Below are 25,456 nucleotides of genomic sequence, written 5' to 3' on the forward strand. Positions count from 1 at the left end.
GGGGCGGGCAAGAATTTGCAGGAGAGAACAATGCGTAAGGTCATTCCAATCATGGCGGCTGCCATGCTGATCCCGGCCGCAGCCTATGCTCAGACCACGACCGGAGGCACCGCCGGTTCGACGATGGGTACGACCTCCGGCACGATGGGCGGCCAGACGACCACCACGTCGCCCACCGATTCGACGATGTCGACGACGACCACTACCCAGAGCAAATCGTCGAAGCGCGGGCGCAGCACGCGCGCCGGCACCAGTGGCAGTGCGACCGGCGTCGACAACTCGACCACGACAACGACGCCGGCCCCCGGGTCGACCACCGACACGATGGGCGGCACGACGGGCACCGGCACCGGTACGACGACCGGGACGATGGGCGGCACCGGCACCACGGGTACGATGGGTGGCACGTCGACGACGGGTACCATGGGTGGAACAACGACCGGCACCACCACCGGTGGCACCACGCCGCCGCAATAAGCCGTCACCGATGTGAGGCTCGAACAGCCGGGTGGTCCACGCCACCCGGCTTTTTCGTGTCCCGATCAGTCCGCGAAGGGATCGCGGACCAGGATCGTATCCTCCCGCTCCGGGCTGGTCGACACCAGCGCGACCGGGCAACGGATCAGTTCCTCGACGCGGCGGATATACTTGATCGCCTGCGCCGGCAGGTCCGCCCAACTGCGTGCGCCGGCGGTCGATTCCTGCCAGCCCTCCATCGTCTCGTAGACCGGCTCGACCGCGGCCTGATCGGCGGCATGCGACGGGAAATAATCGAGTTCCTCCCCACGCAGGCGATAGCCAGTGCAGATCTTCACCGTCTCGAACCCGTCGAGCACGTCGATCTTGGTCAGGGCGATGCCGGTGATCCCGCCGACCGCCGCCGACTGGCGCAGCAGCACCGTGTCGATCCAGCCGCAGCGGCGCTTGCGCCCGGTGACGGTGCCGAATTCATGGCCACGCACGCCGAGGCGCTCGCCGGTTTCGTCCTCCAGCTCGGTGGGGAACGGACCCGAACCGACGCGGGTCGTATAGGCCTTGGCGATGCCGAGCACGAAGCCGACCGCCGCCGGTCCCAGACCCGAACCGCCCGCCGCAGTGCCGGCGATCGTGTTGGACGAGGTGACGAAGGGATAGGTGCCGTGATCGACGTCGAGCAGCACGCCCTGTGCGCCTTCGAACAGGATGCGCTTGCCCGCCGCCCGCGCCTCGTTGAGATCGCGCCACACCGGCTTGGCGAAGGACAGGACGAAATCAGCGATCTCGCGCAGTTCGGCGATCAGCGCCGCGCGATCGATCGCGGGCGACCCGAAGCCGGCACGCAGCGCGTCGTGATGCGCGAGCAGCCGGTCGAGCTGCGGCCCAAGGTCGTCGAGATGCGCGAGGTCGCAGACGCGGATCGCGCGACGGCCGACCTTGTCCTCATAGGCCGGGCCAATGCCGCGCCGGGTCGTGCCGATCTTGCCCGCGCCGCTCGCATCCTCGCGCAGCGCGTCGAGGTCGCGGTGCAGCGGCAGGATCAGCGCGCAATTGTCGGCGATGCGCAACGTCTCCGGCGTCGCCCCCACGCCCTGTGCCGCCAGCCGCTCGATCTCCGCCTTCAGCGCCCAGGGATCGAGGACGACGCCGTTGCCGATGACGCTCGGGGTGCCGCGGACGATACCCGAGGGGAGCAGCGACAGTTTGTAGACGTTCTCGCCGACGACGAGCGTGTGACCGGCGTTGTGCCCGCCCTGGAAGCGAACGACCATGTCGGCGCGCTCGGCAAGCCAGTCGACGATCTTGCCCTTGCCCTCGTCGCCCCATTGCGCGCCGATCACTGCTACATTGGCCATGGATACGGAACTCCCCCTGCCACAGCGAACCCGCGCGCCCTTCGACAGGACTCGGCGCGACGGGTGGTTCCGAAATGTCGGGGCGGCGGTTACCCGGCGCTGCGAGCGGGGTCAACCGCATGCACGAGCACCGCGTCGGCGGGATGCGGCGAATCATGCTCGACATATTCGACCAGCGTACCGTCGCGCTGCCGGACCAGCATGTTGCGCCCGGTCGGCACGCGCTGGATGCCGTCGAGGATGGTGGCGCCGGTCGTCGGCAGATAAGCGGCGAAGGCGGCCAGATCGTCGACCATGAACGTCATCGCGGTCGCGCGAAACGGCGCCAGCGCCGCGTCGGACCCCCCGATGAAGAGGATCTGCCCGACCTGCACGAGGCGCAGTTCCATCTCCGGATAATCGAACTGCAGCCGCACCGGTTCGCCGAACAGGGCCTCATATTCGGCGACCGCGGCGTCGATCGCCTCGAGCGGCAGCAACCGTCGGACCAGCACGTTACGGATCCGCACTTCGGCCTCCCTTCGCGATATGGATCGATCAGTCGGCGGGCAGCGCCCTTGCCTCGCCCGCCGCCCACAGATGCGTGCACAATTGCGCTTCGGGCGTATCGCCCGGTTCCAGCGCGGCGACGGTCACCCAGCCGTCGGCGCGCATCCTCGCGCCGTCCGCGGCGGGGGTACCGAAAGGCAGGAACAGGCGGCGGCGATCGACCGGGCCGGTGGTGGCAACGATCGCATCGGCGTAGAGGGAAAAGCCGGTCGCGACCTCTTCCGCGCCATCGCCATGGACGATGCGATAGGTGCCGCCGCGGCCGACCTCACGCGCGACGCCGGCGGCAAAGATCGAAAAGCCGAGCCATGTCTGATATTCGAAACCGTGCCGCTCGGTCGGATCGAGCGTCAGCCTGACGCTGTCAGGGATTGCCGCGGTGATCGCCGCCAGTCCGTCGAGTCGCGACGTCAGCACGCCATCCGTGTCGAACGCGCGCAACTGCGCCATCGCGGATGCGAACGGTCCCGCCGCGGCGATCAGCGGCAGATAGTCGGGCGCGATCTCCGCGACGCCGCCGGCATCCTTGGCATCCAGTCGTTCGCGCAGCCGGCCGATGCGGTCGGCGGCGACCGGCAGCGGCCCGGCGGCGAGGGTATCGACCAGATCGGGCAAGGTGAAATCAATCGAAACACCCGCAACGCCGGCCGCGGTCAGCCCCTCGACCGCGACCCCGACGACCTCGCTGGCGGCGGGCCGCGAATCGAGACCGATCAGTTCCACGCCGACCTGCCGCCGCTCGCGGCCGGGAGCGAGCGCGGAGGCGCGCAGCGCCAGGACCGAACCGGCATAGGACAGACGGACGGGGCGCGGGTGGTGGCCCATGCGGGTCGCGGCGATCCTCGCCACCTGCGCGGTCAGATCGGGGCGGATCGCCATCGTCGTCTGGCTGACCGGGTCGACGAAGCGCACCGCGTTGCGCAGCCCGCCCGCCTTCAGTCGCGCGCCCAACCCTTCGGCGAATTCGGCGAGCGGCGGATCGACGCGTTCGTACCCGTGACCCCGCGCCGCCTCCAGCACGCGCGCCTCGATCGCGGCGGCGGCATCGGCGAAGGGAGGCAGGCGATCGTGGAAGCCCTCGGGCAGCAGGCCGAATTTGGTCATGTCGCGCGGATAGCGACAGCGGCGGAGGAGCGCCATAGCCGCGATGCGGTTGCGTTAGCCGGCAGGTGCGGGTGTGGGCGGTACATCGGGGGTCGGCGCGGGAGCCGGCGTGGCGGGGGCGACGGGCAGTTCGACGGTTGGGGCCGATCCCCGGCCACGCAACCGGATGGCACCGCTGGGCGCCTCGGTCATGCCGCCCGAGTCCGCCTTGCCGCGGCCGTGCAGGCGGTCGATCTCCGCCTGCCGCCGTTGCAGATAGAAATCGCGGGCATTGCCGTACCGGTCGCCGGGGGCGGTATCGATCGCCTTGTAGGTTTCGTCGAACTCCGCGCGATGATCGAGCGCGCCGAGCGCACCGGCGGGGATCGCGAACTTGGGATCGGTTACCCCCTGCCCCAATGCGATGGGCATGACCAGACGGTCGATCGCACCGCCGAACAGGTCCCGGATCGTCGTCGGCCCGACCAGCGGCAGGTACAGGAACGCGCCGTTGGGGACGCCATAGAAGCCTAGCGTGTTGGCGAACCCGTTGCTGCGGCGGGGCAGCCTGAACGGTTTGCGACGAGCGATGTCGAACAGGCCGATCGCGCCGATCGTCGTGTTGACCACGAACCGCCCGACCGTCTCTGCCGCCTTGCCGATCTTGTGCTGGAGCAGATAATTCACGAACACCACCGGTTCGCGCAGATTGTAGAGGAAGTTGTGGATGCCGTCGCGGATCGGCCCCGGCACCTTATTCTTGTACGCCATCGAGAGGGGACCGATCAGCGCGCGGTCCACCGCCTGCGTCGCGTCGAACGCAGTCGCATTGATCCCGGCAAGCGGATCGGGCGCCTCCCAGTCACCGCGCGCGGTCACGACGATGTCCGTGCCCGGCGACGTGGCGTCAGCGGCGGCGAATACCGGGAACGTGGCGAACGGGACCTGAACCAGCGGCAATACCGGAACGACCGGCGGCCCATCTGCGGGAAGCGGCGGCAGCAGGTCTTGCAACGGCCGATCCGGCATCCGGTCCACCGGCGCGGGCGACGCGATGACCGATGTCTGCCCGACCGGCGCGATGTCGGGCAACGTCGGCGCCATCAGCGGACCCGACCCGAGCAGCAGGACCGCGATCACCGACAACGCCAATGCACCAATCCCCCGGCCCCGGCGCATATCGGCCGGGCCGTTGGATACTATGGATATGGCACAAGCGCCAGACTGGCGGCGTGCGTCAGGGATCGCCGCGATAAAACCGCAATGGCGCTATCGAATGATCGCGGTGAACGCGGTGAACGCGGAGCGGCAACGCCTGCCGGAGGATGAGCGCGTCGCACTCACCCTCCGGCGGCAGCGTCAGAACGTCAGGCCCATCGCAGTCTTCACGCCGCCCAACGCCTTCACCTTCGCCAGCAGTGCCGCGTCCACCGGCTCGTCGACCGACAGCAGCAGCACCGCTTCGCCACCCGCCTGACGGCGGCCGAGGTGGAAGGTGCCGATGTTGACGCCCGCCTCGCCCAGCGCCGTGCCGAGACGACCGATGAAGCCCGGTGCGTCCTCGTTGACGACGTACAGCATCGGCCCAACCAGATCGGCCTCGACCTTGATGCCGAACAGCTCGACCAGACGCGGCGCCTGATCGCCGAACAGCGTGCCCGCCACCGAACGCTCGCCGTCCGCGGTCTTGACCGAGACGCGCAGCAGCGTGTGATAATCACCCTCGCGCTCGGTGCGCACCTCGCGCACCTCGACGCCGCGATCGCGCGCCAGCAGCGGGGCGTTGACCATGTTGACCGTCGCGGTCTGCGTGCCGAGGAAGCCGGCCAGCACCGCGCTGGTGATCGGCTTGGCGTTAAGCTCCGCCGCCGCGCCCTCGGTATGGACCGAGATGCGGGTGATCGCGCCGGTGGTGAGCTGGCCGACGAGGCTGCCGAGCTTTTCGGCGAGCGCCATGTACGGCTTGAGCTTCGGCGCTTCCTCGGCGGACAGGCTCGGCATGTTGAGCGCGTTGGTGACGCCGCCCGAGACGAGGAAGTCGGCCATCTGCTCGGCGACCTGGATCGCGACATTGACCTGCGCCTCGGTGGTCGACGCGCCGAGGTGCGGCGTGGAGACGAAATTTGGCGTGCCGAACAGCGGCGAGGCCTTGGCCGGCTCCTCGACGAACACGTCGAGCGCCGCACCGCCGATATGGCCGCTGTCGAGCCCTGCCTTCAGCGCCGCCTCGTCGATCAGGCCGCCGCGCGCGCAATTGATGATGCGCACGCCCTTCTTCGTCTTCGCCAGCGCCTCGGCCGACAGGATGTTGCGGGTCTGGTCGGTCAGCGGCGTGTGCAGCGTGATGAAGTCGGCGCGCGCCAGCAGCTCGTCGAGCGTCACCTTCTCGACGCCCATCTCGACTGCGCGCTCGGGGGTCAGGAACGGATCGAAGGCGACGACCTTCATCTTGAGGCCGCGCGCGCGGTCGGCGACGATCGAGCCGATGTTGCCGGCGCCGATCAGGCCCAGCGTCTTGGCGGTCAGCTCGACGCCCATGAAGCGGTTCTTCTCCCACTTGCCGGCCTGCGTCGAGGCGTCCGCCTCGGGCAGCTGGCGGGCGAGCGCGAACATCAGCGCGATGGCGTGTTCGGCGGTGGTGATCGAATTGCCGAACGGCGTGTTCATCACCACGACGCCCTTGGCCGACGCCGCGGGGATATCGACGTTGTCGACGCCGATGCCGGCGCGGCCGACGACCTTCAGGTTGGTGGCGTGTTCGAGGATCGCCTTGGTCACCTTGGTCGAGCTGCGGATCGCGAGGCCGTCATAGTCGCCGATGATGGCGATCAGCTCTTCGGGGGTCTTGCCGGTGATCTCGTCGACCTCGACGCCGCGCTCGCGAAAGATCTGCGCGGCCTTGGGGTCCATTTTGTCGGAGATGAGGACTTTGGGCATGGGTGTTATCCTGTGAACCAGCCGTCACCCCCGCGAAGGCGGGGGTCCATAGCCGCTGACGTTGCGGCGTCTTCGACGACCTGCGTGTATGGATCCCCGCCTGCGCGGGGATGACGAAATCGGGTTAGACGGCGTTCTTTGCGGTCGCGTAGGCCCAGTCGAGCCAGGGACCGAGCGCCTCGATATCGGCGGTATCCACCGTGGCGCCGCACCAGATGCGCAGGCCAGCCGGGGCGTCGCGATAGCCGGCGACGTCATAGGCGGCGCCTTCCTTCTCGAGCAGGCCGGCCATCGTCTTGATGAACGCCTCGTCGGCGCCCGCAACGGTCAGGCAGACGCTGGTCTTCGACCGCGACGCGGGGTCCGCGGCGAGATGCCCGAGCCAGTCGCGGTCCGCGACGATGCGGTCGAGCGCGGCGGCGTTGGCGTCGGAGCGCGCGATCAGGCCACCGGCGCCCAGTGACTTAGCCCATTCGAGGCTTGCGATCGCATCCTCGACCGCGAGCATCGACGGCGTGTTGATCGTCTCGCCCTTGAACACGCCCTCGGTCAGCTTGCCCTTCGACACGAGGCGGAACACCTTGGGCAGCGGCCAGGCCGGGGTGTAGCTCTCCAGCCGTTCGACCGCGCGCGGGCCGAGGATCAGGACGCCATGACCGCCCTCGCCGCCCAGCACCTTCTGCCAGCTGAACGTCGCGACATCGATCTTGGACCAGTCGATGTCATAGGCGAAGACACCCGACGTCGCGTCGGCGAAGCTCAGGCCCTCGCGGTCCGCCGGGATGAAGTCGGCGTTCGGAACGCGGACGCCGCTGGTCGTGCCGTTCCAAGTGAACAGCACGTCGGTCGCCCAGTCGATCTGCGTCAGATCGGGGAGCGCGCCGTAATCGGCGCGGATGACGGTGGGATCGATCTTGAGCTGCTTGACCGCATCGGTCACCCAGCCCTCGCCGAAGCTTTCCCAGGCGAGCGTGGTGACGGGGCGTGCGCCGAGCATCGTCCACATCGCCATTTCGAACGCGCCGGTATCGGAGCCCGGGACGATGCCGATGCGATGCGTGTCGGGCAGGTTCAGCAGCTCGCGCATCAGGTCGATGCAATACGCGAGGTGGGTCTTGCCGATCTTGGAGCGGTGCGAGCGACCGAGCGATTCGGTGGCGAGCTTCGACGCGTCCCAGCCCGGAGGCTTGGCGCAGGGGCCGGAGCTGAAGAAGGGGCGTGCCGGAACGGTGGCAGGCTTGGTCGCGCCCAATGCGGGTGCGGTGGCAGTATCCGTCAATGTATCTCTCCTCACAGAGAGCACGCGCCGCGTTGGGGCGGCGTGGCCCGTCGACGGCCCTAGAGACGGTTGGAGCCGCTGGCAAGGCAGGTTCGTCCGGGACGGACTTGTTTATGGGCGCGGGTGGCGCATGATCGCCGGCGTGTTCCGCTTGCCCCGCTCCTGCCGCCGCTCCGGCATCGTCGCCACGCTGCTCCTGCTTTCCGCCTGCGGCCGTCCCGACCGCCAGCCCGACCGCCCGGGCGCGCCGCGCGCCTCGATCGCGACGCCGTCGCTGCGCGAGACGGCGCAATGCCTCGCCGACCTGCGCCAGATGAACGTCGCCTATCGCGTGTTGCCAGACCGGGATTTCGGCAACGGCTGCGGCCTCTCCGGCGCGGTGCAGCTGGTCGAGATCGGCGTGCCGGTCACCGGCATCACCGCGATGCGCTGCGGCGAGGCGCGGGCCTTTTCCGCTTGGGTGCGCAACGCGCTGGCGCCCGCCGCATGGCAGATGCTCGGCAGCGAGATCGCCAGCGTGCAGGGCATGGGCAGCTATGCCTGCCGCAACGTCGTCGGCACCGCGCGCGGCGGCGGGCGGCGATCGGGCCACGCCATCGCCAATGCGGTCGATTTCGGCGGGGTGACGCTGAAGGACGGGCGACGCGTCACCGTGCTGCGCGACTGGACCTCGCCCGATCCGCAGGTGCAGCGGTTCCTGACCACGATCCATGATTCGGCCTGCCGCCGCTTCGGCACCGTCCTGTCGCCTGCCTACAATGCCGCGCACCGCGACCACCTCCATCTCGAGGACGATCGTGCCGGCGTCTGCCGATAGGATTTCGGGCGTTGAGCCCCCCCCGGCTTTGCTCTAACGCCTTCGGATGACCGATACACGCGTACCCGAACGGGTTTTTCCGAACGCCAGCCAGGATGCGGCCAGCGCCAGCCAGGCGATCTCGACGCCGCAGACCGAACATCCCGCCTACAAGCTCGCCTTTCAGGACATGGACTTCCTGTTGCGCGAGGACCTGCGGCCGGTCCGCTTCCAGCTCGAACTGCTGAAACCCGAACTGCTGCTAGAAGAGGCGAAGATCGCCTCTACCTTCGTGATGTACGGCTCCGCCCGCATTCCCGAGCCCGCCAAGGCGCAGGCGATGCTCGAATTGGCGAGCGACGACGACAGCCGCCGGATCGCCGAACGGCTGGTCGCCAAGAGCCGCTATTACGACGTCGCGCGCGAACTGGCGCAGATCGCCAGCCGCGTGCCGCGCGACCAGGCCGGGATGCGGCAGTTCGTGGTCTGCTCGGGCGGCGGCCCGTCGATCATGGAAGCGGCGAACCGCGGCGCCACCGACGTCGGCGCCGAATCGATCGGCCTCAACATCGTCCTGCCGCACGAACAGGCGCCAAACCCCTATGTCACGCCGTCGCTGAGCTTCCAGTTCCACTATTTCGCGCTGCGCAAGATGCACTTCCTGCTGCGCGCGCGGGCGCTGGCGGCCTTCCCGGGCGGCTTCGGGACGTTCGACGAACTGTTCGAACTACTGACGCTGATCCAGACCGGCAAGATCAAGCCGATTCCGGTGCTGCTGTTCGGCCGCGAATTCTGGGAAAAGGTGGTGAACTTCCAGGCGCTGGTCGACGAAGGCGTGGTCAGCGCGCGCGACCTCGGCATCTTCACCTATGTCGAAACCGCCGAAGAGGCGTGGGACGTGGTGCGCAACTTCTACGAGGAACAGGCGAAGAAGGCGGGCTGAGGTTCGGGGGCGCGTTCCGCTGCCCGGCCAACAATCACCCTTCCCGCCCTGCCCTCACCCCTCGGCGCTGCGCGCCTCTTCCCCTCTCCCGGCGGGAGAGGGGACAAGACGGCTAAGCGGGCGCAGGGTGAGGTCGTCGGGTGAGGTCGTCGGGTGAGGTCGTCGACGACTCCGGTTGGCACCGGGGGCGCGGAAACGCTTACTTGCCCGCCTTGGCGCCCTCTACCGCCGCCGCCGGATCGACCGACGGCGCGCCCGAGGCGGGCGTACCGGTGTTGCCGAGGTTGTTCGCGGCATCGGCGTTGGTGACCGAATCCTTGCCCTCCGGCGCCTTGTCGGTCGCCGGGGCGGCAGCGCCTGCGGCAGGGGCGGCGGGCAGCGGCAGGTTCGAACCCTGCGCGTTCAGATAGACGATGATGTTGGCGCGGTCCTGCGGATTGCCGAGTCCGGCGAAGGTCATCTTCGTACCGGGCGCGAACTTACGCGGGCTGGTCAGCCACGCGTTCATCTTGTCGAAGTCCCAGTTGCCGCCGACGCCCTTCAGCGCGTCGGAGAAGGCGAAGCCGCCTTTGCCCTGGCCGATGCCCTCGCCCAGCGTGCCGTACAGATTGGGGCCGATGCCGTTGGCGCCGCCCTGCGTCACCGTGTGGCAGGCGGCGCATTTCTTGAACACTTCCGCGCCCTTGGCGGCGTCCGCGGTCGGCAGCAGCGTGGCGATCGGCACTTCGGCGGCACCGCCGCCGGCGCCCTCTTCCTCGACGCCCTCGATCGCATAGCCCATCTTCTCGGGCCGCTCGCTGTGGAAGGCCATGCCGCCGACGATCGACAGTCCGAGCGCGAGCCCGCAGGCTGCCAGCGTCCACCCGGCGATCGTATTGGTGCGGTTATCCATCTGCCTAACGCTGCCCCTGTTCTCTTCTTGCGCTGCGAACCCATAGGAAACGGCGTCTGTCTCCGCAAGCGCGCGCTTGCTGGTAGGGCGCGGGCGCTCTACCGCCGCGCTCGCCATGGAAACCTACGCCGCCCCCGCCCGTCCAATCGTCGCCGCGATGACCGCCGCCGCCGCCGCCGAACCGGAGCGCGCGGTTGCATTCCAGGGCGCGCCGGGCGCCAACAGCCATGTCGCCGCGCTGGAATGCTTCCCCTACGGGCTGCCGCTGCCCTGTTTCGCGTTTGAGGATGCGATCGACGCGGTGCGCGACGGCCGGGCCGATTGCGCGGTGATCCCGATCGAGAATTCGCTGCACGGCCGCGTCGCCGACATCCATTTCCTGCTGCCGGAATCGGGGCTGGTCATCACCGGCGAACATTTCCTGTCGATCCGCCACGCGCTGATGGGGACCGGCAGCCGCGACGACGTGCGCGAGGCGATGAGCCATCCGCAGGCGATCGGCCAGTGCCGCCACTGGCTGAAGGCGCATAATATCCGCCAGATCTCCTATCCCGATACCGCCGGTGCCGCCGCCTATGTCGCCGAACGGGGCGACCCTGCGGTCGCGGCACTGGCTCCGCCCGGCGCGGCGGCGATCTATGGCCTCAACCTGCTCGGCGTCGACATCGCCGATGCCGACCACAACACCACGCGTTTCGTCGTGCTGGCGCGCGGCGGCAAGCCGCCGGTCGGCGCGGGGCCGTGGATGACGACGCTGATCTTCGAGGTGAAGAACGTCCCCGCCGCGCTCTACAAGGCGATGGGCGGCTTCGCGACTAACGGCGTCAACATGACCAAGCTGGAAAGCTACCAGCGCGGCGGCCAGTTCGTGGCGACCGAATTCTTCGCGGATATCGAGGGCAAGCCCGGCGACGCCGCGGTCGACCGCGCGCTGGAGGAGCTCGGCTTCCATTCGAAATGGGTGCGCGTGCTGGGAACGTACCGGCGCGCGCGCGACCGGGGGTGAGCCCTAGGGCCGATCGACATTCAGAAGATGACGTGCCGAAAACGGTGGTTTTGCGTGACCCGGAGCGCAGCGTACTTTCGGTACGTGAGCACCGGAAGCACGCGAAACCGCCGTTTGCAGGCCGTCAGGGCTGAATGTCGATCGGCCCTAGCCCTTCCTGCTGAAGTCGATCCGTATCCGCACCCAAGCGCCGATCTGCGCCTTGCCGTTGACGCGCGGCGGGCGGACCTTGAACTGCCACGCCGCCTCGCGGATGCTGCGGGCCAGCCCCGATCCGGCGCGCGAATCGCCCAGCTGCACGCAATCCTCGACCCGGTAATTGGGCGCGGTGCGGCAGGCGATCTCCGCCCACGACCCCAACGGCACGTTGGCGGGCAGATAGGGCGACAGCTGCGACTGCGCCGGCTCGACATACCATTCGGCGGCATAGAGCCGCTGCCCGCCCGGTCCGGTGCCGGCCGAGGCGCTGGTCTCGCCCGCATCGCCGTCGCCCTGCCCGTCCGCGGCGGCGACCTGCTGCCCGGCGTTGCCGCCCGACTTGCGCGAGGGCATCTTGCCCACATCGGAGGCAGCGAATTCGTTGCGGCTCAGCACCAGATAGCCGGGGAAGGTCGTGGTCACCGGCGGCGGCACCGGCGTATCCTCGGCCGGCGGCTTGGGGGCGGCGGGGGGTTCGGGCGCGGTACGGCGGCTCGCCTGCGCGGCGCGGGCGGGGGCCTTGGCGCTCTTCGTCGCGGTCGAATTGTTGTCGCCGACCGGCAGCATGTTGACGGTCAGCGACCGGCCCGGCTCCGCCGGCGGATCGAGCACCGGCGCGAGCCGCCACAGCAGGAAGGCGATCACGATATGCGCGGCGACGGTCAGCGCCAGCGACACTGCCCGGCGACGGTCCGACGAAGGCTGATAGGACCGCATGGAACGCCGCGCCTAGCGTGCGGCGCGAGCCGCCGCAACCGGTTGGCGCAGCCTTGCCATGCGGATGCCACCTTCCCGCGCCAATCCGGCGCGATGGTACCCGACGATCGCACCCAGCCCCCCCTGACACGGATCGCGGTCTACGACCTCGATCGCACCATCACCCGTGCGCCGACCTGGACACCGCTCCTGCTCCATGCGGTGACGCGCCACGCGCCATGGCGGCTGGCGCTGCTGCCGGTGGTGCTCGGCGCGGCGGGGCTGAAGGCGCTCGGCCTGATCCACCGCGACCGGTTGAAACAGGTGATGCACCGCGCCGCGCTCGGCACGCTGTCGCCCGCACGGGCGGATCGGATCGCGGCGGGCTGGCTGGCGCGCTTCGGCCCGAAGCAGATCCGCAGCAGCGCGCGGGCGCAGATCGCCGCGGACCGGGCCGAGGGCTATCGTATCGTCATCGCCACCGCCGCCTATCGCTTCTATGCCGCGGCGGTGGCGCGGGAGATGGGCGCGGATGCGCTGATCGCGACGGCGACCGCGATCGACGCCCACGGCCGCCTGCTGCCGCGGATCGAGGGCGGCAATTGCTACGGCCCCGCCAAGCGCGCGATGATCGAACGCTGGCTGGCGGATCAGGGCATCGCCCGCGACCGGGCGACGGTCCGCTTCTATTCCGACCACGTTACCGACGTGCCGAGCTTCGAATGGGCGGACGAACGGATCGCGGTCAATCCGCATGCCGCGCTGCGCCGCGTCGCCACGGCACGCGGCTGGCGTCAGGTCGACTGGGACGCCTGATCCGGCCGATCGCCGAGCAGCGCACGGACGAGGTCGAGGTCGGCGGGCTTGTCGACGTCCACCGCCGCCAGCCCGTTGCGCGCCGCCACCGCCGCCGCCCGCACGCCGACCGTCGCCCCGAGCCGCGCGAGCGCCGCGTCCAGCGTCAGCCGCCCAAGGGCGTAGCGCAGCAGCGTCCCCGCCCCCAGCCGGCGGACGATCCGCCACGGCCGCTTGCGATCGCGCTCCACCGACATCCACAGACCGATCGCCGCCTCCGCCGCGGGCGTCCTGCACAGGAACAGGTTGCACCCCGACCAGCCGCCGTCGTCGAAGCGCAGATAGGTGCGCCGGGTCGGCGGCGAATCGCGTTCGATCGCGTCGCGCCGGGCGAGCAGGGCCGCGACGTCGCTGTCCGCTGGCGCATCGGCGAGGAAATCGCGCACCCATTCGGGCCGCAGCAGCGCATGGTCCGCGGTGGTGACCAGCAGGGGCGCCCCCAGCGTCCGCAGCCCGTGCAAGGTGCTGAGGCTCGGCCCCGCCGCGGCATCGAGCGGTTCGGTGCCGAGCCGCAGCGCCTCGGCGCGGACCGCGGGCGCGTTGGCGGATACCGCGATCCGCTCCGCTCCGGCTGCGCGCAGCGCCACGACGACGCGCTCCAGCATCGTCGCCCCGCCGATGCGGATCAGTGCCTTGTCGGACACGCCGGCATAATCCGCGACCGGATCGACGCCACCGCGCGATCCGGCGAGCACCAGCGCATGGAAACTCATGACGCGCGCCGGTGCCAGACCCGCCACATCACGCCGGGCGCGGCGAGGATCGGGTGTCGCTCGCGCCACGGCGTCAGCGGCAGGTCGATGCCGGTGTGGCGTTGCAGCTTCCACAGGCCATAGCGCGCGGCGCCGTCGAAGGTGAAGGCGGCCTTCACCAGCCGCGCGACGTTGAGCCACTTGCCGAGGCGCTGGCGCAGCCACCATGCCGCCAGCGTCGCGCGGGCATCACGGACCGGCACCGCCGGCGCATAGACGTCGCCGCGGCGTTCGTGGCCGATCCCGGCGCCGTGCCATGCCAGCGGCAGCAAAGTATCGAACCGGCCGGGATCGAAGGCGAGGATCTGCCGCTCCCGGCCCGGCGCCTCGACGCGCAGCTCGGCGGAATAGGTCTGGCGGAACAGCGCCAGCCAGTAATCGGCCGGGGTGCCGCGCTGCGGCCCGAGCACCGCCGCGAATCGCGCCGCGGTCGCCGCGGCATAGGCGACCGCACGGACGACGCGCGCGCCGGTCGCCGGATCGGCGCTCCACACCAACGCCGCCGGTTGCGCGAAGCGCGTCCACACCGTCGTATCGATTGTCCGCCCTTCGGCCGCACGACAGAAGGTGTCGAGCGGCATCGTCGCGACCTTGGCGCGAGTCGTTTGGCCGCCGATCGCGATCTCGTGGAAGCTGACGTCCGGCCACAGCGTCCGCGTCGCCATCGCGCCCGGCCCCCACCCGCGCGGCCGCAGGGTCAGCACGTAGAAGTCGAGCACGCCGTCGAGGTCGCCGGTACGCAGCACCGATCCGTAGAACAGCACCGCCAGCCCGCCGAGTCGGCGGACGACCTCGCGCGCGGCGGCGGCGATCGGCGGCGACACCGGCGTGTCCAGTTCGTCCGCGACGAACGACAGCAACGTCGTGGCCATCGCGCCGCTCAAGCGGCGGCGAAGCGGATCGGTTCCCCCGCCCGGATGGTCAGGTCGCCGCCCGCATAATGTTCGCCGTCGAGGATGAAGCCTTCGTCGGACTGGACGCGGACGCTGCGCGGATCGGTGCGCGCGAAGCCGGCCGCAACCGCGGGACTGCCGTCGGTCCCCGACAGGATCGGCTTGAGCATGCGGAACAGATGGCGGGGCGGCGCATCGACGGTCAGCATCTTGAGGCCCGCGCGTTCACGCCCGAACGGCTTCAACCCGACCGGCATCCGTTCGAGCGTCGAGGCGAGCATCAGGTACAATTGCCGCGTCGCGGGCCGGTCGCCATCCGCCTGCAACCGCATCGTCGTGCCGCGCCGCCAGGCATTGCCGGCACCGCCGAACAAGGTCTGCGCGATGCTCCAGCCGAGCGACAGCGCCACCGCGACGCCATTGAACGCGCCGGCGCGATGCGTGCTCTGCGCCAGTTCGGTGGCGCGGACGAAACCGCCCATGCCGAGCAGGAAGCCGCGCGCGTCCGGCACCGTCGCATCGTCGCGCAGGACCTCAACCGGCGCGCGTTCGACGAACCGCCCCGCCTGCGCCGCGGTGATCGCGTCGCGCACCGTCCAGCCCTCCGGGATGCCGAGGTCGAGCGCCAGCGCATTGGTCTTGCCCGACGGGATGATCGCCATCGGCGGCATCGCATCGAACACCCGCGCCGCCGCGGTCATAACGTCGCGCAGCGTGCCGTCGCCGCCGTTCACCACCAGCAGGCCGATGCCGCGCGCCGCATAGTCGCGCAGCGTCTCCTCGAGCGCGTCGAACGTATCGGGTGCGGTGTAGAGCACGTCCGGCCAGTGATCGAGCCGCATGCCGTGCTTCAGGTTGCGATGGCTGCGCCCGTTGGCGATGACGCCGACGAGCAGCGGCGCGCGGGCCGGTACGACCGGCGCCGGCCCGCGCGCGATCCGCGCCTCGCCGAGCACATCGACCGCCGCGCCGCACCGCCGGAACACGACCTGTCCCGCCGCATTGATCAGAGCCTCGCCGGCGGAGGGGCGCCTGTTGAATACCGTGGCCAAATTACACCCTCCGTCACGAGTCCTTCACCGAACTGTCACACGGGCAAATATGGGCAGGATTGCGGCCCTAACAAGAAAATTGATGCACGTCGGTGTGATTCAGGCGATTTCGCCCGACTTATCGCCGGTCGCAGCCGTCGCGGGCGGCTCCGACTGCAGCAGCGACTGGATCGCCAGCCCCAGCAGCAGCGCGACGATCACCGCATTGACCAGCACCGCGATCGATACGCCGATCACCTCCAGCGACGGGCTGAGCCAGAAGCTGACCGCGAACAATGCGCCGATTCCGACCAGCCGGGCGATGAAGGTGGCGCCGATCCGGTTGGCGGCGAGCAGCAGCGGTTCGAATCCGACCGTGACCAGATCGATGCACCCCGCCGCCGCCAGCCACAGCAGGATCGGATAGGCGCGACCGAATTCCTTGCCGCCCATCAGCGTCAGCACCGGGTGACCGAAGACGACGACGATCAGGAACGCGAAGGCGGCGACCACCGTCGCCATCAGGAACGAGCGCAGGATCATCTGCCGCACCCGGGCAAGGCCGCCCGCCGCGACCGCGCGGACGATTTCGGGAAAGGCCGCGCGGGCGAGCAGCTGCGACACCTTGGTCAGCGCCTGCGCCAGTTGCAGCGCCAGCCGGAACGCGCCCGCCGAGGCGGTGCCGACCGTGCCGCCGACGAGCAACAGCGGGATCTGCTTGCTCGACAGGCCGAGCGAGGAACTGGCGTTGGTGGCGAGCGAGAAGCGGACGATGCCGGGATGGTCGATCACCACGTCGCGTACGCCGATCCCGGGCGCGAACAGCAATTTGAGGTCGCCGCTGCGCGCCAGCGCCGCCCAATAGGCCGCGGCGGTGAGCACCTCCGCCAGCCCCCAGGCGATCAGGAATCCGGTGACGCTCGGCAGGAACAGCGCCGCCAGCACCGCGCCGATCAGCCGCGTCGCCGGGGTCACGCTGTCCGCCGCCGCCGCGACCGAGAAACGGTCGCGCAGGCGCAGGATGCCGAGCGGGGTCGAGCGGATCGACAGCAGTTGCGCGATTGTAAAGATCATGGTCGCGCGCGCATGGACGGGGCGGACGCCCAGCGCTTCGCCCCAGGTGTGGATGATGACCGCCGCCAGGATCACGCCGATCACCGCGCTGCCGACGTCGAGCAGGCCGCACGCGCGGAACAGCCGCGCCAGCCGCGTCTCGTCGCCGGGCTTCAGATGCTGGTGGCCGTAGCGGACGATGATCTGCCACGTCTGGAACCCGACGACCGTCGCCAGCGCCTGGCTGGCGCCGGTGATGAGCGCGAAGCGGCCGAAGCCGGCGACGCCCAGCGTACGCGTGACGATGGCGAGATAGACGAGGCTGAGCACCGCGAGCACGCCGCGGCTCGCGAGCATCCAGCCCAGATTGCGGGCGATCGCGCGCATGGGTCCGCCCTGCGGCCCACCCTTGAACATCGCACTGGTCATCGCGTCATGCCAGCCAGCTGACGATCCTCTTGCCAGGGGCAGCGACGGCCATCGCCTGGAACAGCCGCACCAGATGTACCACCAGCGACGCCATCGTCCAGACCGCGACCGCGACGATGCCCCAATCGGGTCGCGTTACCAGCAGGCCGGCGAACAGGATCACCATGTTCGGATTGCGGCGCGCGGTGACCAGCCGGAACCGGCTGTCGAAGCGCTCCCAGACATGGATGTGCATGCCGAAACGGGCGATGAACGCCCCCTCGATCAGCCGCTGCGCGACATAGCCGAACAGCATCGCCGCGATCACCGCGACGAAGGTGGCATCGCTTAACGGATGGCCATAAGCGGTGCATCCCACCGCCCAGGCCCACCACCAGAACGGCGGATGGATCAGGTCGACGCCGTGGTCCCACGCATTGCCGAGCGCCGACGAGGTGATCGTGCAGCGCGCCAGCTTTCCATCGACCGTGTCGAGCACCATGAACACCAGCCCGATCGCCAGCCCGCTCCAGAACCAGCCGTACCAGAAGGCGACCGTGGCAACGATGCACAGCACCGAACCGATCGCGGTCACCTGATTGGGTGAAATGCCCGCCCGCGCGCACAGGCGGGTGATCCACAACGCCCATTCCGGCCACAGATATTTGGTGAGCAGATCGGTGACGCCCTTGTAGGCGCCGGTATAGCTCGCCCGCTCGATCGCGGGGACGCTGGCGGGGACCAGCCGCTCGGCGAACGGTTTCTCACGCTTGCGCAGCGCCTCGTTGAAGATGCCCTCCTCCGCCTCCGCCGCGATCACGGTCAGCGTGCCGGGATCGAACGGGCGATCCGCCTCCATCGCCGCGGCGACACGGGTGCGATCCGCGGCGGTCACGACATGCGCCAGCACCGGCACGCCCTCGCGCGTCAACACCGTTCCCGGCCGCGCGAGCAGGTGCGGCAGCCACGCCGGATCGAAGGCGAAGGCGAGGTTGGCGAGCAGCGCGCCCGCCGCGTCGGCATCCCCCGCCAGTGGCAGCTTGCGCGCCACCGCCATCCGCCGCAGCCGCTCTGCGGCGCTCATCCCCCAGATCGGCGTCGGGTTGCTGCCGACGGGAATCACGACGGGTTGCGGCGGGGGCGATTGTGGCGAGGAGGGTGTTGCGGCCATGTCCAGCCCGATAGCGGTCCGCACGCCCTTGGGATAGTCGCCAGCCGTCAGGCGGTGGCGAGGATGCGCGCAACCGCCGCGGCGGCACGACGCGGCGCGGCCCCGTCGGTATCGCCGAGCGAGTCGACAGCGAAGGTCCGCTGCGCCGGCAGGAAGGCGGCATGGCCCGCCCCCGCGCGGTCGAGCGCGTCGGGCAACATGGCGAGATCGGTCACCACCTCGCCTGCGGTCCACATGTCGTAGCTCGGATCGCCCGCCCAGACGACGCCGCGCGGGTCGAGGAACACGCACGGCCGCGGCCGCATCAGGAATTCGACGACCTGGCTCGACGTGTCGCCCAGATAGATGTCGGCAGCAGCGGTGTAGCTGCCGTCGACCATCGCGAAGCTGTCGAGGTCGACATGCACGTCGCCACGCCCGGCCAGCGTCGCCGCAAAGGCACGCACGTCCGGCGCCTTCTCGACCAGCCGCTGGTGCGGCGCGAAGATCAGATTGTAGCGCCCGCTCGCGAGGATGGCGCCGATCGCCGCGTCGCCCCAGTCCCACCACGACGAACGGTGCCGTTGCCAGTGCGGCGCATAGAGGATGGTCGGCCGGTCGTGCGCGAACGCCAGCGACGCATGCGTGCGCTGGCGAAACCCCGCCTTGATATAGCCGGTCACCGCGATTCCGGCGGGATCGACACCATGCGCCGCCAGCGCCTGCCGCTCGCGCTCCGCCGCGACGATGGTCAGCGCCGCCGCCTTGCGCCGGCGATCGTTGCGATTCATCATCGATCCCGCGCCGTGCAGGATGTTCACGAAGCGCGCCCGTGTCGGCAACAACGCGGGAATCCACAGGCTGGTCTGTTCCGCCGATACCACCACCCGCGTGGCCAGCAGCCGCGGCGCGAGCCGGGCGAGCAGCGGCAACTTCGCGGGCAGCGGCGGGTTGCGCCCCGCCTCCCACGCGCCGAGATCGCGATACCCCGGCGCGCGGCGGATGCGCACCCGCGGCTCCTCGCCGAGCCAGCTGCGGATCAGCGCCTCATGCATCGATGTCGCCACCCAGGCATCGACCCGCAGCGCCGGCTCCGCCGCGACCAGCGCCTCCATCACCGGGAACAGGTGCGGGATCAGCAGCGTCTCGCCCAGGAACAGAAACGCGACGTCGGTCGTCATCCGCCGTGCCGGCCCGCCCAGGCGGCGATATCCTCGGGCTGGTCGATCTCCTGCCACGCCCCCTCGCCCGCGACGATCGCGCGCACCGGCGCATAAGTGGCGAGGTCGGCGATGATCGCATGGTGGAAGGCGTCGAGCCCACCCGGGTGCGCGATCACGCTTTCCAGCGCGCGGGCATAGGCATCGCCGCCGTGCGACACGATCACCCCCAGCGACCGGTGCGTCGCCACGTCGAGCGGCAGGTCCTTGGCGACGGCACACACCTGCCGGTTCGCAACGGTCACCAGCATATCGTCGGGCGCCGCGGCGCGCAGCGGTTCGACCAGCAGCCCCACCCCCTCCCCCGGTGCGCGCACCGCGGCGGAAATCAGGTCGGAGGCGAAGACGGTGTCGCCATTCATCAGGCAGAAGGGCGCATCCAGCAGGTCGCGCGCCATCCACACGCTGCCGATGCTGCTCGCCACCGACCAGAAGGGGTTGAATAGCAGCCGCACCGGCAACGGCGGCCGGGCGCGCGCCAGATGAGCGCCGATCTGGCGGTAGCGATAGCCGCCGACGATCACCGCCTGCTCGATCCCCGCCGCGTGCAGCGCGTCGAGCTGATGATCGAGGATGCTGCGCCCGCCGACCTCGACGAGGCATTTCGGGATTTCGCGGGTCAGTGGCAGCAACCGCGAACCGATGCCCGCGCTCAGGATGACAGCTTGCATGCCCGCGCCCTAGAGCAAAGCGCGCGGCGGCGAAACCGGGCCGGTCAGCGGCGCATATTGGCCACTGCCAGCCCGCCGGCGACGAGCGCCGCATCCTCGACGAAGCCGGTGGCTGTCTGCCCAAAGCGCTGCATCGCCCGCTTGCGCAGCGCCAGCCCGGCATAGGAGCTGGCGATCGCCGCCGCCACCGCCAGTGCCGCGCCCATCCGCCGCTGCCCGGGCTTCGCCAGCGCCGCCCCGGCGAAGGCGGAGGTCAGCGACCGTGCGGTGAGGCCGGCGATCACCGTGCGATCGGGTGCGGTCTTCATCTTGTCGCCCGCCATCTCCGCTGCGGCGAGCGTCACCGCGCCCGCCCGCACGATCGGGTGCGATAGCAGCGCAGCACCGGGCATGTCGGCGCCGATGCGCCCCTTCGCAGATTCTCCCGCGACGATCGAGAGCGGGGTCATGGCGCGCTGGCCGGCGATCAGGCCGATGAGGATCGAACGAATCATTAGGAAGGTCCTGACGGTGAAAGGAATCTCCTCCACAACCCGGCCACCCCCGCGAAGTTGCATCGCGGTCAGCGCACCAGCCCCGGCGGGACCTCGCCCGCGAAATGCGCGTCGAGATTGGCGACCAGCAGCGCCGCCATCGCCGCGCGCGCCGCGACGGTCGCCGATCCCTGATGCGGCGACAGCACGACGGTGTCGCGATGCAGCCCCGCAGGCACCTCCGGTTCGTCGGCGAAGACATCGAGGCCGGCGCCGGCGATGCCGCCCGTCGCCAGCGCCTCGATCAGGGCGGCCTGATCGACCAGCGATCCGCGTGCGACGTTGACCAGCACGCCTTCCGGACCCAGTGCCGTCAGCACCGCGGCATCGACCGCGCCTTCGTTCCCGCTTCCCGCCGCCGCGGCGAGGAACAGCACGTCGCTCGCGGCTGTCAGCGCGGTGAGATCGGCGACGAACCGCCACGGCACGTCGGGCTTCGCCGCCCGCGCGCTGTAGCAGAGCTCGCCCGCGAACGGCGCGGCACGCATCGCGATCGCCCGGCCGATCGCGCCGAGGCCATAGATGCCGATCCGCCGCCCCGTGGCCCGGCGCGCGAGCGGCACCGACCAGCCGCCGCCGCGCACCGCGCGATCGTTGGCGGCGATCCGCCGCTCCACCGCCAGCCACAGGCCGATCGCGAGATCGGCGACATCCTCGGTCAGCACGTCGCGGGTGATCGTCAGTGCGACACCCCGCGCCGCCAGTGCATCCTTGTCGATGCCGTCATGCCCGACGCCATGCACCGCCACGACCTCCAGCCGCGGCAGCCGGTCGAGCAGCGCCGCATCCACCGTCATCGATCCGCCGCCGACCAGCGCCCGCACCGCCTCGAGCGGTGCCTCGTCCATACCGACGTACAATGTGTAATGGTCGCGCAGGCTCGGGACGAGTGTTTTGGGCAGCGGTGACGGGGACAGAATGGGGATCATGCCGCGCTCAACGTGCGGCGCCGCATTTCTATGCCAGCAGCGCCCGCGCCCGGTTACAATCCCGCTCCATCTGGGCGGTCAGCGCGTCGAGGCTGTCGAACTTCGCCTCGGGCCGCAGATAGTCGATCAGCGCGACCTCGATCGGCTGGCCATACAGGTCGCCCGCGAAGTCGAAGAAATAGGGTTCGAGCAGCTCCTTGGGCGGGTCGAAGGTCGGACGGATCCCCAGATTCGCCGCGCCCTTCAGCACGCGCCCGTCCGCCAGCCGGCCGGTCACCGCATAGATGCCGTAAGCGGGGCGGAGATATTTGCCCATGTCGATGTTGGCGGTGGGATAGCCGATCGTCCGGCCGAGCTTGTCGCCATGCTGAACCACGCCCTCGACCGCGAACGGCCGCGTCAGCAGCCGGGCGGCGGCGCGGGGATCGCCATGCCGCAGCGCGTCGCGGATGCGCGTCGACGACACCGGCTCGCCGTCCAGCGTCACCGGCCCGACCGTCTCCGCGACGAAGCCATGCGCCGCACCGCGTTCGGCGAGCAGCCGCACGTCGCCGCGCTTGGCGGTGCCGAAGGTAAAATCCTCCCCCGTCACCACGCCCGCCACCTGCAGGTCGGCGTGCAGGCGTTCGGCGATAAACCGTTCCGCCGACAGCCGCGCGAGCGCGCCGTCGAAGTGGAACACCACCATCGCATCCACCCCCGCCGCGGCGAACAGCCGCTGCCGCTGGTCGAGCGTCGTCAGCCGGAACGGCGGCGCATCGGGGCGGAAATGGCGCACCGGATGCGGATCGAAGGTCGCGACCAGCGCCGGCCGGCCCTCGGCGCGCGCGCGCGCCACCGCGCGCCCGACCACCGCTTGGTGCCCGAGGTGAAAGCCATCGAAATTGCCGAGCGCGACGATCCCGCCGGCCAGATGCGGCGGCACCGCCGAGCCGCCGTCCAGCCGCTCCATCCGCGGCGCCTTAGGGCTGGGTCGCGCCCGGAGCAACAGCGGGTGCGAGTCCGGCATGCAACAGGCGCAGGACGTTGCCGCCCATCACCCGCGCGATCTCGTCCGCGGTGAAGCCGCGATCGAGCAGCGCCTGCGTCACGCCCGCCAGCTGGCTGGCGTCGAACCCGGTCGTCACCGCGCCGTCGAAGTCCGATCCGAGGCCGACATGCGCGATGCCGACCAGATCGCGGACATGCGCGATTGCGCGCGCCACCGCCGCCGGGCTGGTCGAACACACCGCCGCCTCCCAATAGCCGATGCCGACGACGCCGCCGGTCCGGGCGATGCCGCGAATCTCGTCGTCGGTCAGGTTGCGGTTGACCCGGCAGGTCGCCTGCACGCCGCCATGGCTCGACACCACCGGCCGCCGCGCGATGCGCAGGATATCGGCGACCGCCGCGTGGCTGGCATGCGCGACGTCGACCACCATGCCCCTCGCCTCCATCCGTGCGATCACCTGCCGCCCCAGCGGCGTCAGTCCGCGTTTGGCGAGGCCATGCATCGATCCGGCGACCTCATTGTCGAAGAAATGCGCCATCCCCGCCATCCGGAACCCGGCGTCGTACAGCCGGTCGAGGTTGCGGATATCGCCCTCCAGATCCTGCAACCCCTCGATCGACAGCATCGCCCCCACCGGCGGCCCGGTCAGGCAGGCATCGCCGAAACAGCGCGTCCAGTCCGCCCGCGCGCGCAGCAGCCGGTCGAGATCCGCCGGACTGCGCACCGCCCGCAGCCGGCCGTTCGACCCGGCGATCGCGCGGGTCAGCTTGCGCGCGTGCCACAGCGAACGTTCGAGCAGCGAGGTCCACGTCCGCGGCGGCTGCCGCTGCGCGATCGTCAGCAGCGTGATATTGTCGCTGTCCGCGCCATTGGCGTCGTAATTCTGGTGTTTCGGCGTCTTGGTGACCGAGGAGAAGACCTGAAGCGCCACATTGCCCGCCTCCAGCCGCGGCAGGTCGACCTGCCCTCGCGCGCCGGAACCGAGCAGGTCGCGTTGCCACAACAGGGTATCGGCATGCATGTCGGCGACGAACAGCCGGCGGTGCAGGTCGCGCGCCTGCGGCGTGATGCGAACCGACACCGGCTCGACCCGGTTCATAGAACGTTCGACGATCACCGGCGCGAGCCCGAAGAAGCCGAGCAGCGCCAGCACGACGATCACCCCGCCCGCGACCAGCCACCTGCCCATCAGCGCCCTCTCCCGTCACGGAGTCGAACGCCCCGCCGGGCTGGTTATGCGGGAATGCGGCAGAAGAGGATACCCATTCCGCCCCGAAGCGACGGGCCTGCAATGGATCGACACAGTTCGGGCGGGTGCCGGCCGCGTCCGCCTCCCGGGCGTGTTCGACACTCCGAAACCAACCGCCTCCCCGGCGGAGGCCGGGGCCCAGTTGGGTGAACGTCTGCGATGATGCGCAGCGGCTTTTGCAGCTGGACCCCGCCCTTCGCCGCGGAGGCGACGAGGATGGGTCAGACGTTCAGGCGCCGGGGTGAGGGACGGTTTCGCGCACCAGCGTCACGAAACTGTACGCCGGCCGCTCGCCCTCGGCGGCGTGATCCGCGCGCGCCACCTCGTGCCAGCCGTCGAACCCCGGCATGCGCACGTCGCCGACGGCGTCGCAATGCACCTCGGTCAGTTCCACCCGGTCCGCCCGGTTGCGGAACAATGCGAACACCTCCGCGCCACCAATCACCGCCACGTCGTCGCCCGCGCTCGCCAGCGCCTGCTCGACCGAATGCACCACTTCCGCGCCGGCGGCCGACCAGCCGCCATCGCGCGTCAGCACGATGTGCCGCCGTCCCGGCAGCGGTGCCGGAAAGCTCTCGAACGTCTTGCGGCCCATCACCATGGGGCGGCCCATCGTCTGCGCCTTGAAGCGCTTGAGGTCCGCCGGCAACCGCCACGGCAGTCCGCCATCGCGGCCGATCACGCCATTGTCGGCGCGTGCGAGGTGAAAGCTTATCACACCGCCACCGGAGCCTTGATATGCGGCTGCGCAACATAATCGTGCAGCACGAAATCCTCATAGGCATAGGCGTCGATCGCCGGCGGCGTCCGCACGATCTCCAGCCGCGGCAGCGGTCCCGGGGCGCGGGTCAGCTGCAGCCGCGCCTGATCGAGATGGTTGGCGTACAGATGGCAGTCGCCGCCGGTCCAGACGAACTCGCCGACCTCCAGCCCGCATTGCTGCGCCAGCATGTGCGTCAGCAACGCATAGCTCGCGATGTTGAACGGCACGCCGAGGAAGATATCCGCCGAGCGCTGGTAGAGTTGCAGCGACAGCCGGCCGTTGGCGACATGCGTCTGGAACAGGCAATGGCACGGCGCCAGCGCCATCGCGTGCAGGTCGCCGGGGTTCCACGCCGACACGATCTGCCGGCGCGAGGCGGGCTGCGTGCGGATTTGGTCGATCAGCTCCCGGATCTGGTCGATATGGCGCCCGTCCGCCGTCTCCCAGTCGCGCCATTGCTTGCCGTAGACCGGCCCGAGATCGCCCTCATCGTCAGCCCATTCGTCCCAGATGCTCACCCGTTGGTCCTGCAACCAGCGGACGTTGGTGTCGCCGCGCAGGAACCACAGCAGCTCGATGATGATCGAGCGCAGGTGCAGTTTCTTGGTGGTGAGCACCGGAAAGCCCTGTGCGAGATCGAAGCGCATCTGCGCGCCGAAGACGGAGAGGGTGCCGGTGCCGGTCCGGTCCATCTGCGTCGCGCCACTGGTCAGCACGCGGTCCATGAGGTCGAGATATTGGCGCATG

Annotated in this window: 26 protein-coding genes; 5 read left to right on the top strand and 21 right to left on the bottom strand. The window is 69.9% G+C overall.

Annotation, left to right across the window (positions count from 1 at the left end; translation table 11 throughout):
• Positions 1-30: 30 nt before the first annotated feature.
• Complete coding sequence (locus B2515_RS10520; protein WP_293876163.1) at positions 31-477, top strand: hypothetical protein; 447 nt, start codon at positions 31-33, stop codon at positions 475-477.
• Between the two features lie 65 nt (positions 478-542).
• Here the strand turns inward: B2515_RS10520 and B2515_RS10525 are convergent, their stop codons facing one another.
• The 6 genes from B2515_RS10525 to B2515_RS10550 form a co-directional block, all read right to left on the bottom strand.
• The gene (locus B2515_RS10525) at positions 543-1,832 is read right to left on the bottom strand and encodes an adenylosuccinate synthase (protein ID WP_293876164.1); all 1,290 of its coding nucleotides are present in this window, start codon (positions 1,830-1,832) and stop codon (positions 543-545) included.
• 89 nt (positions 1,833-1,921) lie between these two features.
• Positions 1,922-2,341 (bottom strand): VOC family protein, encoded by a 420-nt coding sequence (locus B2515_RS10530; RefSeq protein WP_293876165.1) that lies wholly within the window; start codon positions 2,339-2,341, stop codon positions 1,922-1,924.
• Positions 2,342-2,369: 28 nt separating this feature from the next.
• Positions 2,370-3,485 carry an ATP phosphoribosyltransferase regulatory subunit gene (locus B2515_RS10535; RefSeq protein WP_293876166.1) on the bottom strand — a complete coding sequence of 372 codons (1,116 nt, stop codon included), beginning with the start codon at positions 3,483-3,485 and terminating at the stop codon, positions 2,370-2,372.
• 54 nt (positions 3,486-3,539) lie between these two features.
• A complete protein-coding gene (locus B2515_RS10540) occupies positions 3,540-4,604 on the bottom strand; it encodes an MlaA family lipoprotein (RefSeq protein WP_293876167.1) in 1,065 nt (354 codons plus the stop codon).
• A 219-nt stretch (positions 4,605-4,823) separates the two neighbouring features.
• Entirely contained in the window at positions 4,824-6,401 is a 1,578-nt protein-coding gene (serA, locus tag B2515_RS10545; RefSeq protein WP_293876168.1) for a phosphoglycerate dehydrogenase, read from the bottom strand.
• A 124-nt stretch (positions 6,402-6,525) separates the two neighbouring features.
• Positions 6,526-7,680, bottom strand: a complete 1,155-nt coding sequence (locus tag B2515_RS10550) for a phosphoserine transaminase (RefSeq protein ID WP_293876169.1) — start codon at positions 7,678-7,680, stop codon at positions 6,526-6,528.
• A gap of 142 nt (positions 7,681-7,822) precedes the next feature.
• Here B2515_RS10550 and B2515_RS10555 point away from each other — a divergent pair, with 142 nt between their 5' ends.
• Positions 7,823-8,497, top strand: coding sequence for an extensin family protein (locus B2515_RS10555; RefSeq protein ID WP_349676241.1), 675 nt, complete (start codon positions 7,823-7,825; stop codon positions 8,495-8,497).
• 46 nt (positions 8,498-8,543) lie between these two features.
• The gene (locus tag B2515_RS10560; protein WP_293876170.1) at positions 8,544-9,419 is read left to right on the top strand and encodes a TIGR00730 family Rossman fold protein; all 876 of its coding nucleotides are present in this window, start codon (positions 8,544-8,546) and stop codon (positions 9,417-9,419) included.
• 199 nt (positions 9,420-9,618) lie between these two features.
• On the opposite strand, the gene B2515_RS10565 is transcribed toward B2515_RS10560, so the two are convergent.
• Positions 9,619-10,311 (bottom strand): c-type cytochrome, encoded by a 693-nt coding sequence (locus tag B2515_RS10565; RefSeq protein WP_293876171.1) that lies wholly within the window; start codon positions 10,309-10,311, stop codon positions 9,619-9,621.
• A gap of 115 nt (positions 10,312-10,426) precedes the next feature.
• Here B2515_RS10565 and B2515_RS10570 point away from each other — a divergent pair, with 115 nt between their 5' ends.
• A complete protein-coding gene (locus tag B2515_RS10570) occupies positions 10,427-11,317 on the top strand; it encodes a prephenate dehydratase (RefSeq protein WP_293876172.1) in 891 nt (296 codons plus the stop codon).
• A 147-nt stretch (positions 11,318-11,464) separates the two neighbouring features.
• Here the strand turns inward: B2515_RS10570 and B2515_RS10575 are convergent, their stop codons facing one another.
• Positions 11,465-12,232: a hypothetical protein gene (locus B2515_RS10575; protein WP_293876173.1), complete on the bottom strand. Its 768-nt coding sequence runs from the start codon at positions 12,230-12,232 to the stop codon at positions 11,465-11,467.
• Between the two features lie 93 nt (positions 12,233-12,325).
• On the opposite strand from B2515_RS10575, the gene B2515_RS10580 reads away from it, so the two are divergent.
• A complete protein-coding gene (locus B2515_RS10580) occupies positions 12,326-13,027 on the top strand; it encodes an HAD family hydrolase (RefSeq protein ID WP_293876174.1) in 702 nt (233 codons plus the stop codon).
• Here B2515_RS10580 and B2515_RS10585 read toward each other — a convergent pair.
• From B2515_RS10585 to B2515_RS10645, 13 genes are all read right to left on the bottom strand, one after another.
• Positions 13,006-13,779, bottom strand: a complete 774-nt coding sequence (locus tag B2515_RS10585; protein ID WP_293876175.1) for a nucleotidyltransferase family protein — start codon at positions 13,777-13,779, stop codon at positions 13,006-13,008. The two genes, B2515_RS10580 and B2515_RS10585, sit on opposite strands and share 22 nt — an antisense overlap.
• On the bottom strand, positions 13,776-14,690 hold the full coding sequence (locus tag B2515_RS10590) for a hypothetical protein (protein WP_293876176.1): 915 nt from the start codon (positions 14,688-14,690) through the stop codon (positions 13,776-13,778). Before B2515_RS10590 ends, B2515_RS10585 begins: the two co-directional genes overlap by 4 nt.
• A gap of 8 nt (positions 14,691-14,698) precedes the next feature.
• The gene (locus tag B2515_RS10595; protein ID WP_293876177.1) at positions 14,699-15,763 is read right to left on the bottom strand and encodes a diacylglycerol/lipid kinase family protein; all 1,065 of its coding nucleotides are present in this window, start codon (positions 15,761-15,763) and stop codon (positions 14,699-14,701) included.
• A gap of 99 nt (positions 15,764-15,862) precedes the next feature.
• Entirely contained in the window at positions 15,863-17,224 is a 1,362-nt protein-coding gene (locus tag B2515_RS10600; RefSeq protein ID WP_293876178.1) for a lipopolysaccharide biosynthesis protein, read from the bottom strand.
• A 4-nt stretch (positions 17,225-17,228) separates the two neighbouring features.
• Positions 17,229-18,374: a CDP-alcohol phosphatidyltransferase family protein gene (locus B2515_RS10605; protein ID WP_293876179.1), complete on the bottom strand. Its 1,146-nt coding sequence runs from the start codon at positions 18,372-18,374 to the stop codon at positions 17,229-17,231.
• A 47-nt stretch (positions 18,375-18,421) separates the two neighbouring features.
• Entirely contained in the window at positions 18,422-19,534 is a 1,113-nt protein-coding gene (locus tag B2515_RS10610) for a hypothetical protein (RefSeq protein WP_293876180.1), read from the bottom strand.
• Positions 19,531-20,244, bottom strand: coding sequence for a phosphocholine cytidylyltransferase family protein (locus tag B2515_RS10615; protein WP_293876181.1), 714 nt, complete (start codon positions 20,242-20,244; stop codon positions 19,531-19,533). The genes B2515_RS10610 and B2515_RS10615 overlap by 4 nt, the downstream gene beginning before the upstream one ends.
• Before the next feature lie 44 nt (positions 20,245-20,288).
• On the bottom strand, positions 20,289-20,738 hold the full coding sequence (locus B2515_RS10620; RefSeq protein ID WP_293876182.1) for a DUF4126 domain-containing protein: 450 nt from the start codon (positions 20,736-20,738) through the stop codon (positions 20,289-20,291).
• A 68-nt stretch (positions 20,739-20,806) separates the two neighbouring features.
• A complete protein-coding gene (locus B2515_RS10625; RefSeq protein WP_349676242.1) occupies positions 20,807-21,706 on the bottom strand; it encodes an NAD(P)-dependent oxidoreductase in 900 nt (299 codons plus the stop codon).
• A 28-nt stretch (positions 21,707-21,734) separates the two neighbouring features.
• A complete protein-coding gene (locus B2515_RS10630; protein ID WP_293876183.1) occupies positions 21,735-22,658 on the bottom strand; it encodes a bifunctional riboflavin kinase/FAD synthetase in 924 nt (307 codons plus the stop codon).
• A gap of 10 nt (positions 22,659-22,668) precedes the next feature.
• Positions 22,669-23,886 carry a dipeptidase gene (locus tag B2515_RS10635; RefSeq protein WP_293876184.1) on the bottom strand — a complete coding sequence of 406 codons (1,218 nt, stop codon included), beginning with the start codon at positions 23,884-23,886 and terminating at the stop codon, positions 22,669-22,671.
• Between the two features lie 289 nt (positions 23,887-24,175).
• Positions 24,176-24,664, bottom strand: a complete 489-nt coding sequence (locus tag B2515_RS10640; protein ID WP_293876185.1) for a dihydrofolate reductase — start codon at positions 24,662-24,664, stop codon at positions 24,176-24,178.
• Positions 24,661-25,455 carry a thymidylate synthase gene (locus tag B2515_RS10645; RefSeq protein ID WP_293876186.1) on the bottom strand — a complete coding sequence of 265 codons (795 nt, stop codon included), beginning with the start codon at positions 25,453-25,455 and terminating at the stop codon, positions 24,661-24,663. Before B2515_RS10645 ends, B2515_RS10640 begins: the two co-directional genes overlap by 4 nt.
• Position 25,456 lies beyond the last annotated feature (1 nt).

Source organism: Sphingomonas sp. UBA978, from assembly GCF_002292295.1.
Taxonomy (GTDB): Bacteria; Pseudomonadota; Alphaproteobacteria; order Sphingomonadales; family Sphingomonadaceae; genus Sphingomonas.